The sequence below is a fragment of the Kosakonia pseudosacchari genome, from assembly GCF_015167415.1.
GTDB classification, from domain to species: Bacteria; Pseudomonadota; Gammaproteobacteria; order Enterobacterales; family Enterobacteriaceae; genus Kosakonia; species Kosakonia pseudosacchari.
In genome coordinates, this window is the sequence record NZ_CP063425.1 from 3,459,952 (window position 1) to 3,472,573 (window position 12,622).

Consider the following 12,622-nt stretch of genomic DNA (forward strand, 5'->3'; position numbering starts at 1 on the left):
GTAACGGTTTTATATACCAATTGGTGATTTGGAATCAGAAAAGAATATAAGCAGAAGGGAGTAGTGACCGGGTTTCCCCGGCCAGCAGAAGTGCGTGGTTTACAGCGCCAGCAGCTTATCCAGCGACGGCGCGAAATAGTAGCCGCCGGTCACCGGACGGGTAAAACGCAGCATTGCGTCGCGCTTACCGTCGGTATCGCCAAACATGCTCAGCAGTTGCTGCTCAATGTTGTACAAACGGGCGCAATAGGTGCAGAAATAAAGCCCATGCGTGCCACTGGCTGTGCCATACGGCAGGCTCTGACGGACGATTTTCAGCCCCTTGCCGTTCTCTTTCAGATCAACACGCGTCAGGTGCGACGTTTCCGGGCGCGCATCGCCGTCGATCTCTTCATTGGTCTCTTTCGTGCGGCCAATCATCATCTCCTGATCGCCCACGCTCATGCGGTTGAGCTGCTTGAGGTTATGCTCCCAACGCTGCACCATCACGTAGCTGCCACCGGCGTCCACGCCGTCCTGAATAATGGCGACCTCGCGGCGTTTCTCATCGCCTGCCGGGTTTTCCGTACCGTCAATAAAGCCGCTTAAATCGCGCTCTTCCACCCAGCGGAAACCATGCGTCTCTTCTTTAACCTCAATCGCCTCGCCGAACGCCGCCAGCGCGGCCTGAGCGACGGAGAAATTCACATCGTGGCGCAGAGAAAGAATATGGATCAGCACGTCTCGCTGTGTTGCGGGCGCCAGCCCTTTGCCATACGCCGGAAAATCTTTTAGCTCGTCTGCGCCTTCAGCACCGTTCAGCGCACGCCAGGTCTTGTTGCCAAAGGCAATGGTCGCGCCCAGCGCCGCATCGGGGAATTGCAGTTGAAAGGTCGCCAGCTTATCGGCGAATACGCGGCTCGCCACGCGCAGGGCATCGGTGTCCCCTTTAACGTTGGCTTCAATCCAAATCGCCGCACGGCAATGTTCTGGCAAAATGCCGCTTTGAACCTGGGACATGACTCCTCCTGGAAAAAACAGGCCACGAAACCGTGGCGATAATCGCGGTATTGTACCTGTTTTTCCTGCGACAGCAGCGAGTTGAGATCAAATTAACGGCGCCAGATAAGCTTGCTCACTTTCCAGTTTTTCAGTGCATCATCGGATGGCATCAACCCTTCCGGACCGCTCCATTCACCGGTAAATACATAGCTAATATGCTGGCTACCCGGCGCTTTACACTCTACGCCCACGCTGTCATCACCCGCGCCTTTCACGCAGTTACCGAACGCTTTATCAAACAGCGTATTGAACGGCGTACCGATTTTTACCCCTTTGTCGGTGGTGATATCGCTGTCCAGCACATCAATACGGCTGACCGCGCCGTTTTCTCCGTTCACCACCAGCGCCAGTTTGTCGTCTTTTAGCGCTTCAAAATAACGAACGATACTGCCTTTTTCCGTCTTCATACCGCTACGCAGATGGTAATCGCCACCCAGCGCATCATTAATTGCCTGCTCATTTAGCGGCGTGCTGGCGGAGATGTTGCCGACTCCGTTGTCGCTCACCTCAACAGATGAACCAAACCAGTTCCACGGATAGGTCGCCGACCAGTTGACGGAAGCCAGCGTCGAGCAGCCAGTTAACGCCAGCGGCAGAACGCAAATAAGTGTACGCAGGGATTTCATGCTTCATTCCTTTTATTCATTGAACGCCTGTTGGAGTCCCGGAAGTCAAAAAAGTGCCGCTTAATGTTGAGCAAGGGAAAAACAGGCCCGAAGACGCCGGTTTGCCGCCAGCCACCACAGCGCAAAAAGATCGGCGATAACCAGAAATAGCCCAACACCGGAAAGCGCCTCGCCGGTATACCAGCGCCAGGGTTGCCACACCAGCAGCACCAGTTGCGCCAGCAATACCAGCGGGTAGAGTGCGCGCCACAGGCGGGGAAAATGTTCGCGGCGACCGCTCAGTAAAAAGGTCAATGCCGCCGGTATACCCGGCAGCAAGCCCAGCCAGAAATCATCGTGATCGGGGTAAAACAGCGCGAGCAGCGCGTCGCCCTGCCCGCGCGATGCCCCCGCAATCACAAACAGCACCCAGGTGCGTGCCTGTAGCAGCAACACGCACCAGAACAGAAAAGGGAGTTTCAGGCGACCGTGGTTATCGTAATCGGCGGGATAAATCTCAGTACTCTTCATCTTCAATTAAACGCTTGCCCAGACTGGCCGAATCCATATGTTCATAACCGAGGCGCTCATACATGCCGATAACCATCTCGTTATCTTCCCGCACCATCAGGTTAATTTTCGGGCAGCCGCGGGCAATCAGCTTTTTCTCCAGCCGACTCAGCAAGGCGTTAGCGATGCCGCGCCCGCGAAACTCCGGATGGACGCCGAGGTAATAAGCCGACCCGCGATGGCCATCATAACCGCCCATCACCGTACCGACCACTTCACCGCCCACTTCAGCCACCAGAAACAGGCTCACATCGTGATTCACTTTGCGTTCAATATCCATTTCCGGATCGTTCCATGGTCGCAACAGCTCACAACGCTCCCACAAGGTGATCACTTCTTCGAAATCTTCCTGGCGAAAAACGCGTATCTCCATGGTATTCCCCGTCATTTTCAGCTGTGTAAACGTAGATTATGGCCCTAAGCGCCGCTGTAGCCAATATCCGGCATCTTCAGCGCTGAAATTTGGCATAATGTCACTCTGTCACGTATTGAAATGAAAAGTAAAACATTAGTTCACACGGATAGTCGTAACGGCAAACACGATACGATATAACACCAGGGACCACGAATAAGACAATTCAGGCGTATGAGCACCTTTAAACCTTTAAAAACACTTACCTCGCGTCGTCAGGTGCTGAAAGCAGGCCTGGCCGCCCTGACGTTAACGGGCATGTCTCGCGCTATCGCGAAGGACGAGACACCACTCAAAACCACCACCGGGCACAGCAAGCCGAAAGCAAAGAAAGCCGGCACGAAACGCATTGTGATGCTTGATCCGGGCCACGGCGGTATTGATACCGGCGCGATCGGTCATAACGGTTCGCAAGAGAAACACGTGGTGCTGGCGATCGCCAAAAACGTCCGCGCTCAGTTGCGTGCGCAGGGCATTGACGCGCGCCTGACGCGTACCGGCGATAAATTTATCCCGCTTTATGATCGCGTAGAGATTGCCCACCAGCACGGTGCGGATCTGTTTATGTCGATCCACGCCGATGGCTTCACCAATCCAAGCGCTGCGGGCGCGTCGGTGTTTGCGCTTTCCAATCGCGGCGCCAGTAGCGCGATGGCGAAATACCTGTCGGATAAAGAAAACGCCGCCGACGATCTGGCCGGGAAAAAAGCCAGAGACAAAGATCACCTGCTCCAGCAAGTGCTGTTCGATTTAGTGCAAACCGACACCATTAAAAACAGCCTGACGCTCGGCTCGCATATTCTCAAGCAGATCAAACCGGTACATCGCCTGCATAGCCGCAACACAGAACAGGCAGCATTTGTGGTGCTAAAATCGCCTTCGATACCGTCCGTGCTGGTGGAAACATCCTTTATCACCAACCCGGCAGAAGAGAAGCTGCTCGGCACGGCGGCGTTTCGCCAGAAAATCGCCAGCGCCATCGCCGACGGGGTACTCAGCTATTTTAGCTGGTTTGATAATCACAAAGCCCACACGAAGAGACGCGGATGACCACGCCTGATATCCACCCGGTTAAAAATGCCCTGCTGAATTTGCAGGACAAGATCTGTGACCAGTTGAGCGCCCTTGATGGCGGGACATTTATTGAAGATGCGTGGACGCGTGCCGCAGGCGGCGGCGGACGCAGCCGTGTGCTGCGCGATGGCAGCGTGTTTGAACAGGCGGGCGTCAATTTTTCGCATGTCCACGGTGACGCAATGCCAGCGTCGGCCACCGCGCACCGCCCGGAACTGGCGGGTCGCAGTTTCGAAGCGATGGGCGTTTCACTGGTGGTTCACCCGCGTAATCCGTATGTGCCAACCAGCCATGCCAATGTGCGCTTCTTTATCGCCGAAAAACCGGGCGCGGAACCGGTGTGGTGGTTTGGTGGCGGCTTTGATTTAACCCCCTACTACGGTTTTGAAGACGATGCCCGCCACTGGCACCGCACCGCGCGCGATATCTGTTTGCCGTTCGGCGAAGAGGTGTATCCACGCTATAAAAAGTGGTGCGACGATTACTTCTACCTTAAACACCGTGACGAACAGCGTGGCATTGGTGGGCTGTTTTTCGACGATCTCAACACGCCGGATTTCGATCACTGCTTTCGCTTTATGCAAGCGGTGGGTAATGGCTACCTCGACGCTTATTTACCGATTGTGGAGCGGCGTAAGGCTTTATCGTACGGCGAGCGCGAGCGCGACTTCCAGCTTTACCGTCGCGGCCGGTATGTGGAGTTTAATCTGGTGTGGGATCGCGGCACGCTGTTTGGCTTACAAACCGGCGGGCGCACCGAATCCATTCTGATGTCGATGCCGCCGCTGGTGCGCTGGGAATACAATTATCAGCCCGCAGAAGGCAGCCCGGAAGCCGCCCTTTGCGAGTTTATAAAAGTCAGAGACTGGGTTTAGCTTATCGTGTCACCCGGCATTTTCTGCCTGTAACAATGGTTACCGCAACGTATCTGCCTTTTTCAGGTACAGATCTTATAGCACCGGGGTTGTGCCTCCGCTGAAATCGGCGAACCGAAGCACAGATGGCAAGGTCTGGACACCAGGGATGGCGGCCAGAGGCGAGTCGAGCCACGGCGGCGAGTCGAGCCACGGCGGCGAGTCGAGCCGACCGCAGACAGATGCGCGAGAGGTGAGCGCAGTGCGAAGCACCGATTTCTCGCGGAGTCGCGGGAATTGAAAAGGGGAGCGCGGCAGCTCCCCTTTTCCCGTTCGCGTGACGCTATGTCTAAGTGTCTGCCGCTCTCGTGGTGAACGGAACGATTCCTCATTCAGTGGATTAGGCTGGCTTGCCGAATAGCCAGCCTCACATTCACAGCGGCTGCGTTTGCGCCTCCACTACCGCCAGCGCAACCATGTTGACAATACGCCGCACCGAGGCAATCGGCGTCAGCACATGTACCGGTTTCGCCACGCCCATCAGTACCGGCCCGACAGTCACCCCTTCCGAACTGGAAACGCGCAGCAAGTTGTAGCTGATTCGCGCCGCTTCAACGTTCGGCATAATCAGGATATTCGCCGCCCCTTTCAGCGGGCTATCCGGCATGCGCTCATGGCGAATACTCTCATCCAGCGCCGCATCGCCGTGCATTTCGCCGTCGATCATTAACTCCGGCGCGCGTTCACGCACCAGCGCTAACGTATCGCGCATTTTCACCGCCGCCGGCGCGTTCGAGGAACCAAACTGCGAATGCGAAAGCAGCGCCACGCGCGGTTCAATGCCGAAACGGCGCACCGTTTCCGCCGCCAGAATGGTGATCTCCGCCAGTTCTTCCGCGCTCGGATCCTCATTGACGTAAGTATCGGCGATAAAGGTGTTGCCGCTCGGCAGCAGCAGCGCGTTCATCGCGCCTGCGGTATGAACGTTGTCGCGATAACCGAAGATCGGCTGCAACACCTTAAAGTGCTCGTGGTAATCGCCGATAGTGCCGCAAATCAGCGCATCCGCTTCGCCGCGATGGACCATGATCGCACCGATAATGGTGGTATTGCCGATCACCGCGCGCTGCGCCTGCTCCTGCGTCACGCCACAGCGTTTCATGATGTTGAAGTACTCCATCCAGTACTCTTTAAAGCGCGGATCGGACTCGTTATTGACGATTTCAAAATCCACGCCCGGGCGGATTTGTAAACCGAGTTTCTGAATTCGCATTTCAATGACGCTCGGGCGGCCAATCAAAATGGGTTTTGCCAGCCCTAACGTCACCAGTTCCTGCGTGGCATGCAGCACGCGTGGCTCCTCACCTTCTGCCAGCACTACGCGTTTCGGTGCGCTGCGCGCCTGCGAGAAGATCGGCTTCATAAACAGATTGGTTTTGTAGACAAACTCGGTGAGCTTATCGACATACGCATCGAAATCGGCAATCGGTCGCGTTGCCACGCCGGATGCCATTGCCGCTTTCGCTACCGCGGGCGCGATTTTAACAATCAGACGCGGGTCGAAGGGTTTCGGGATCAGGTAATCCGGGCCAAAACTGAGATCCTGGTCGCCATAGGCCGACGCCACCACTTCGCTCTGCTCGGCATGCGCCAGTTCCGCGATGGCGTTGACCGCCGCCAGTTTCATCTCTTCGTTAATCGCCGTCGCACCAACATCCAGCGCGCCACGGAAAATAAACGGGAAGCAGAGCACGTTGTTCACCTGGTTCGGGTAATCGGAACGCCCGGTGCAGATGATGGCGTCCGGGCGCACCGCTTTCGCCAGATCCGGCAGGATTTCCGGTTCCGGGTTCGCCAGCGCGAGGATCAGCGGCTGGCGCGCCATGCCTTTTACCATCTCCGGGGTCAGCACTTTCGGCCCGGAGCAGCCAAGGAAGATGTCCGAACCGGCAACGACATCCGCCAGCGTGCGTTTGCCGTCATCGTCAACGGCATAAGCGGCTTTGGTTTCCGCCATGTTCGGCTCGCGGCCTTTGTAGATAACGCCTTTCGAGTCGCAGACCACAATGTTGTGTTTCTGCATCCCAAGCGCCACCAGCAGGTTCATACAGGCAATCGCCGCCGCGCCCGCGCCGGAAACCACCATGCGCACATCGGAGAGGTTCTTCTCGACCACGCGCAGGCCGTTGAGAATGGCGGCGGTGCTGATAATCGCTGTACCGTGCTGATCGTCGTGGAATACCGGGATATTCATACGTTCGCGCAGCTTCGCTTCAATGTAGAAGCACTCCGGCGCTTTGATGTCTTCCAGGTTGATGCCGCCAAAGGTCGGTTCCAGCGCGGCGACGACATCGATCAGTTTGTCCGGATCGTGTTCATCCACTTCAATATCAAACACATCAATTCCGGCGAATTTTTTGAACAGTACGCCTTTGCCTTCCATAACGGGTTTACCGGCCAGCGCGCCGATATTACCCAGGCCGAGGACCGCAGTACCGTTGGATACCACGGCGACCAGATTGCCGCGCGCGGTGTATTTGTAGGCCGCCAGCGGATCTTTTTCGATCTCAAGACAAGGCGCGGCGACGCCAGGGGAGTAGGCCAGCGCGAGATCGCGCTGTGTGGCCAGCGGTTTAGTCGGGGAGACCTGAATCTTCCCCGGACGGGGGAATTCGTGAAAATCGAGGGCACTTTGTTTTAGTTGGTCGTCCATTTGAGGTTCCTTTCACGTTGTTTTCAGAGTGAAACGTGCGATGTCTATCCCAATGCGCCGCATAGTATGGCCTCTGTCGCCCGCATAAACTTTGAACATAGCCAAAATCTCGCCATGACATAAACAAAATTGTTATCAATTTATCGCAACTTTGTTACGTGCCGCAAAACGCAGGGCGCGGGCGCGTCTGCTATGCTTTTTTGTTATGCACCTCTCATCCTTACAAAAGTGCGACAGAAAGCACTCCAGTAATCCATTGCTTTTAAAGGAGTTATTTTTCATGAATCACTTAGACGGCCTCAAACAATTCACTACCGTGGTGGCCGACAGCGGCGACATTGAATCCATTCGCCACTATCAGCCGGAAGATGCCACCACCAACCCTTCCCTGCTGCTGAAGGCGGCCGGGCTGGCGCACTTCTCGCATCTGATTGACGATGCCATCGCTTATGGCAAAGCGCGCGGTAAAACCCAGGAGCAGCAAGTGGCAGAAGCCAGCGACAAACTGGCGGTTAATTTTGGTGCGGAAATTCTGAAAAGCATCCCGGGACGCGTCTCCACCGAGGTTGACGCCCGCCTCTCTTATGACAAGGAGAAAAGCATTGCCAAAGCCCGCCAGCTCGTCGCGCTGTACAAAGATCAAGGCATCGATAAATCACGCATTTTGATCAAACTGGCGTCGACCTGGGAGGGCATCCGCGCGGCGGAAGAACTGGAAAAAGAGGGCATCAACTGCAATCTGACGTTGCTGTTCTCGTTTGCCCAGGCGCGCGCCTGTGCCGAAGCGGGTGTGTTCTTGATTTCGCCTTTCGTTGGCCGTATTTACGACTGGTATAACGATCGCAAACCGCTCGATCCGTATGTGGTGGATGAAGATCCCGGCGTGAAGTCGGTGCGCAATATCTACGACTACTACAAACAGCACCGCTATGAAACCATTGTGATGGGTGCCAGTTTCCGTCGCACCGAGCAGATCCTCGCCCTGGCGGGCTGCGACCGCCTGACCATCTCTCCGGCGCTGCTGAAAGAGCTACAAGCGCAGGAGGGCGTCGTTGAACGCAAGCTGGTGCCTTCGCGCCAGACCTTCCATCGCCCGGAACCATTAACAGAAGCGGAATTCCGCTGGGAGCACAATCAGGACCCGATGGCCGTCGATAAGCTGGCCGATGGCATCCGCCAGTTCGCCGTCGATCAACGCAAACTCGAAGATCTGCTCGCCGCTAAACTTTAACCCTTTGCCATGGAGTGAATTATGTCCCGTAGAGAGCTTGCAAACGCCATTCGCGCCCTGAGTATGGACGCGGTGCAAAAAGCCAATTCTGGCCACCCTGGCGCCCCGATGGGGATGGCGGATATCGCCGAAGTGCTGTGGAATGATTTTCTGCGCCATAACCCGGCAGACCCCACCTGGTACGATCGCGACCGTTTTATCCTCTCTAACGGTCATGCCTCAATGCTGTTATATAGCCTGCTGCACCTCAGTGGTTATGACCTGCCGCTGGAAGAGCTGAAAAATTTCCGCCAGCTCCACTCTAAAACCCCAGGCCACCCGGAGATCGGCTATACGCCGGGCGTGGAAACCACCACCGGCCCGCTTGGACAAGGGCTGGCGAACGCCGTCGGGCTGGCAATTGCCGAGCGTACGCTGGCAGCACAATTCAACCGACCGGGGCATGACATCGTTGATCACTACACCTATGTGTTTATGGGCGATGGCTGCCTGATGGAAGGCATTTCCCATGAAGTCTGTTCGCTGGCGGGTACGCTGGGGCTCGGCAAGCTGATTGGCTTTTACGATCACAACGGCATCTCGATTGATGGCGAAACTGAGGGCTGGTTTACGGATGACACCGCTAAACGCTTCGAGGCCTATAACTGGCATGTGATTGGCGATATCGACGGGCATTCACCTGAGGCGGTGAAAAAAGCCATTGAAGAAGCGCAAAGCGTGAAAGATAAGCCGTCACTGATTATCTGCCGTACGGTGATTGGTTTCGGCTCACCGAACAAAGCCGGTAAAGAGGAGTCGCATGGCGCAGCGCTCGGTGAAGAAGAAGTGGCGCTCACCCGGCAGAAACTCGGCTGGAAATACCCGGCCTTTGAGATCCCGAAAGAGATTTACCAGGCGTGGGATGCCCGCGAGCGCGGCGCGAAAAAACAGCAGGAATGGAATGAAAAATTTTCTGTCTGGGCCAGGGAATACCCGGATCTGGCGGCCGAGTTTACACGCCGTATGAGCGGCGAACTGCCGGAAAGCTGGGAGAAAACCACCACCGACTGGATCAATAAGCTGCAGGCCAACCCGGCGAAAATCGCCACCCGTAAAGCCTCGCAGAACACGCTCAACAGCTATGGGCCAATTCTGCCGGAGCTGCTTGGCGGCTCCGCTGACCTCGCCCCCAGTAACCTTACCATCTGGTCGGGTTCAACATCGCTGAAAGAGGATTTGGCCGGGAACTATATTCACTATGGCGTGCGTGAATTTGGTATGACCGCCATTGCCAACGGCATCGCGCACCACGGCGGTTTTGTGCCTTACACCGCTACCTTTTTAATGTTTGTTGAATATGCCCGCAACGCGGCGCGTATGGCGGCATTGATGAAAGCCCGGCAGATCATGGTTTACACCCACGATTCGATTGGCTTAGGGGAAGACGGCCCAACGCACCAGGCGGTAGAGCAACTCGCCAGTCTGCGCTTAACGCCAAACTTCAGCACCTGGCGTCCGTGTGACCAGGTGGAAGCGGCTGTCGGCTGGAAGCTGGCGATCGAGCGCCATCATGGCCCGACGGCGTTGATCCTCTCGCGCCAGAACCTCACGCAAATGGAGCGCACTCCGGAGCAAGTGCAGGCCATCAGCCGTGGTGGTTATATCCTGAAAGACTGCGACGGCAAACCGGATCTGATCCTGATCGCTACCGGTTCGGAGATGGAGATCACCGTCAACGCGGCGGAGCAACTGACTCAAGAAGGCCATAAGGTGCGCGTGGTATCACTGCCGTCGACCGATATTTTCGACGCGCAGGATGAGGCCTGGCGCGAATCGGTGCTGCCGTCGGAGGTGAGTGCGCGCGTGGCGGTTGAAGCTGGGATCGCCGATTACTGGTACAAATATGTTGGCCTGAAAGGGGCAATTGTCGGTATGACCGGTTACGGTGAATCGGCGCCTGCCGAGAAGCTGTTCCCTTACTTTGGCTTCACGGTCGAGAACGTGGTGGCAAAAGCCAAAGCGGTACTGAAAAAATAAGCGTGGGCGCGCCAGTGTCTACGGCTGGCGCGCTACTTTTATTTCACCACCAGCAACGGCTCGCTCTCCTGCGGCGTGACGATGTCTTCCTGCTTTTCATCCCACAGCGCTTTTTTCACCAGCACATTGCCGTTGTGCTGCGTATCGCGTTTCACCAGCGTGGCGGCGTCATCGTCTTCCTGAATATTGATGTTGATGGGAAACGAAGGCAGCGCTTTCGTCCATTGCCCATGCTGGATATCGAAGACATAGACCACCCGCCAGGCGCTGGTCCACCACTGCGGGAACACAACGACCCGATCGCGCCCGCTATCATCGAGCTGCGACAGCGTTTCCACTCCGCCACCAATGCACTGCGGCACCACCGCCGGTTGTACAGCCGGGTTGCTGCTCCAGAGTTTACATTCACAGTCGCCCTCTTCATCGCAGCTGCCGCCGGTTTTGGGGTCACGCGCGTTCACCCACACGACATCTTTGCTGTTGCCGTCAAACTTGCCTTTGGTCAAAAGCCCCTGCACCGACGCCTCTTTTTGATTCAGGCGGGTGAGCAAATCGGTTTCGCCGCTAATACGCCAGCCTTCAGGCCGCTTGCTGAAGGTTAGTTGTGCCGGATAATTCTTTACCTGTTTTTCATCAAGTCCGGCTTGTTTGACAAACTCAACCTGGACATCACCCACCTCATCTTCGGCGATATCAAGCGTGGTGATAATCCGCTGCGCATAGTGCGGTGAGTGAGAGGTGAACGCTTGCTGGCGACGCAGCACCTCGTCGCGCTCAAGACGCTGGCCAAACCATTCGACCTGGGCCGCATAGAGATCGTTGCCGGTTGCCCGGGCATTGCCATTCAGGTGGTTATTCCAGACATCGACAAGCTGGGCGATACTCTGTTTATCCGCTGAGGTCAGTTCAGCCTGTGCAGGCAGAACGGCAAAAAAGAGCACGCAGGCCGCAAGCCATTGTGGGTAAAAGCGTTTCATTATTCCCTTCCCGATAAAAATATCCGCAAGGGATTATGTCAGCGAAGGGTTAGCGCGTCACCCATAGCGTTGGCCACGCATCGGGGCCGTGCCAGCTATCGCAGGAGGGCTCCTGCGCGTAACGCACCAGGCGAAAGCGCTGACCGTCAAAACGCCAGCGGCTCGACACGCCACAATCCGCCAGGCTGCGGCCTTTGGAGAGCGTGGTTAACTCGCGGGTTTTCTCATCAAACGCCGCGTTCATCAGTTCCATTTCATCGTTACCGTTATCCGGCGTGAAAGGCAGCAGCAGGCGCACCAGCCGTGCGGCAAACGGTTTTTCCCGCGATACCAGCCACGCGCGTTCAACCAGGTTATAGGCACCCGCTTCACAGTCGATCAATAACAACGCTTTATCATCAGTTAGCGCGCTCACGCGCACCTGCCGGCGCATTGGGTCCAGCGAACACTGGCTGCTGTTCATTCGCCAGGTGCCGTAATCCAGTAAATCGTTCAACTCCTGGTGCGTCAGCGGGGTTGGCGCAACGTTGGCCGTGGCGACCTTTTTCAACGCAGGTGCGGGCGGAACGCTTAACGAGGGGCTATCGCCCTTTTTGATCCATGCCGTTTCGCTGCCAACGCGTTTTTGCAGCGCATCAATAAACAGTAGCGCCGCTTTTAGCCCCAGCAGAGAAATCGTGCCCTTGCTGCCTTGCAGGGTAAGCGACTGGCCTTCCTGAATGTTTTTTAAAAACGAAGTGATGGCATCGGTATTATCCGTCACCAGATGCCACGGGGTGATTTGCCAGCGTTCGCCAGCCAGCGCCAGTGGCTGACCGTCAAAGAGTAAGCGCCCGGCAATCGGCGGTTCTTTGGTGATCGGCGCGTCAATGCCGCCGTAGTCGATACGCAGTGTAGCATCGGTGCGCGCACCCGCGCTGCGCTCCAGCGTCATTACCAGTCCCTGGTGCTCACCAATATTGCGAGCCACACAAAAGTTCTGGTTATTACAGGTGACCTGCCAGTCGGAAAAGGTTTGTTGCGCGGGCGCAGCGCACAGCAACGGTGCGGCCAGAAGGCCGAAGAACAAAGTCAAAACGCTGCGGTAACGCATGGTTGGCACAACCCCGGAAGAATAGACGCAGAACCT

General features: G+C 56.3%; 11 protein-coding genes. 4 read left to right on the top strand and 7 right to left on the bottom strand.

The genetic code is table 11. The features are described from left to right. Positions 1-99: 99 nt before the first annotated feature. From IP581_RS16310 to IP581_RS16325, 4 genes are all read right to left on the bottom strand, one after another. Positions 100-999: a Dyp-type peroxidase gene (locus tag IP581_RS16310; RefSeq protein WP_193820861.1), complete on the bottom strand. Its 900-nt coding sequence runs from the start codon at positions 997-999 to the stop codon at positions 100-102. Between the two features lie 92 nt (positions 1,000-1,091). Further along, positions 1,092-1,667, bottom strand: a complete 576-nt coding sequence (locus tag IP581_RS16315) for an RpoE-regulated lipoprotein (protein WP_193820862.1) — start codon at positions 1,665-1,667, stop codon at positions 1,092-1,094. A 60-nt stretch (positions 1,668-1,727) separates the two neighbouring features. Then, positions 1,728-2,177, bottom strand: a complete 450-nt coding sequence (locus IP581_RS16320) for a DUF2919 domain-containing protein (RefSeq protein WP_193820863.1) — start codon at positions 2,175-2,177, stop codon at positions 1,728-1,730. Beyond that, the gene (locus IP581_RS16325; protein ID WP_017458925.1) at positions 2,164-2,589 is read right to left on the bottom strand and encodes a GNAT family acetyltransferase; all 426 of its coding nucleotides are present in this window, start codon (positions 2,587-2,589) and stop codon (positions 2,164-2,166) included. The genes IP581_RS16320 and IP581_RS16325 overlap by 14 nt, the downstream gene beginning before the upstream one ends. 213 nt (positions 2,590-2,802) lie before the next feature. Here IP581_RS16325 and amiA point away from each other — a divergent pair, with 213 nt between their 5' ends. Together amiA and hemF are read left to right on the top strand one after the other, a co-directional pair. Further along, positions 2,803-3,678, top strand: a complete 876-nt coding sequence (gene amiA / locus IP581_RS16330; RefSeq protein WP_193820864.1) for an N-acetylmuramoyl-L-alanine amidase AmiA — start codon at positions 2,803-2,805, stop codon at positions 3,676-3,678. Further along, on the top strand, positions 3,675-4,577 hold the full coding sequence (hemF, locus tag IP581_RS16335; protein WP_193820865.1) for an oxygen-dependent coproporphyrinogen oxidase: 903 nt from the start codon (positions 3,675-3,677) through the stop codon (positions 4,575-4,577). The genes amiA and hemF overlap by 4 nt, the downstream gene beginning before the upstream one ends. Positions 4,578-4,989: 412 nt before the next feature. Here hemF and maeB read toward each other — a convergent pair whose 3' ends face one another. Further along, positions 4,990-7,269, bottom strand: a complete 2,280-nt coding sequence (maeB, locus tag IP581_RS16340; protein WP_097400312.1) for an NADP-dependent oxaloacetate-decarboxylating malate dehydrogenase — start codon at positions 7,267-7,269, stop codon at positions 4,990-4,992. 280 nt (positions 7,270-7,549) lie between these two features. Between maeB and tal the strand changes: the two genes are divergently transcribed. Together tal and tkt are read left to right on the top strand one after the other, a co-directional pair. Beyond that, positions 7,550-8,500, top strand: a complete 951-nt coding sequence (gene tal, locus IP581_RS16345; RefSeq protein WP_086870865.1) for a transaldolase — start codon at positions 7,550-7,552, stop codon at positions 8,498-8,500. Positions 8,501-8,521: 21 nt separating this feature from the next. After that, positions 8,522-10,516, top strand: a complete 1,995-nt coding sequence (gene tkt, locus IP581_RS16350) for a transketolase (protein WP_193820866.1) — start codon at positions 8,522-8,524, stop codon at positions 10,514-10,516. A 38-nt stretch (positions 10,517-10,554) separates the two neighbouring features. Here the strand turns inward: tkt and IP581_RS16355 are convergent, their stop codons facing one another. Then, positions 10,555-11,493, bottom strand: a complete 939-nt coding sequence (locus IP581_RS16355) for a hypothetical protein (protein ID WP_193820867.1) — start codon at positions 11,491-11,493, stop codon at positions 10,555-10,557. Between the two features lie 49 nt (positions 11,494-11,542). Next, the gene (locus tag IP581_RS16360) at positions 11,543-12,586 is read right to left on the bottom strand and encodes a DUF1176 domain-containing protein (RefSeq protein WP_097400308.1); all 1,044 of its coding nucleotides are present in this window, start codon (positions 12,584-12,586) and stop codon (positions 11,543-11,545) included. Positions 12,587-12,622 lie beyond the last annotated feature (36 nt).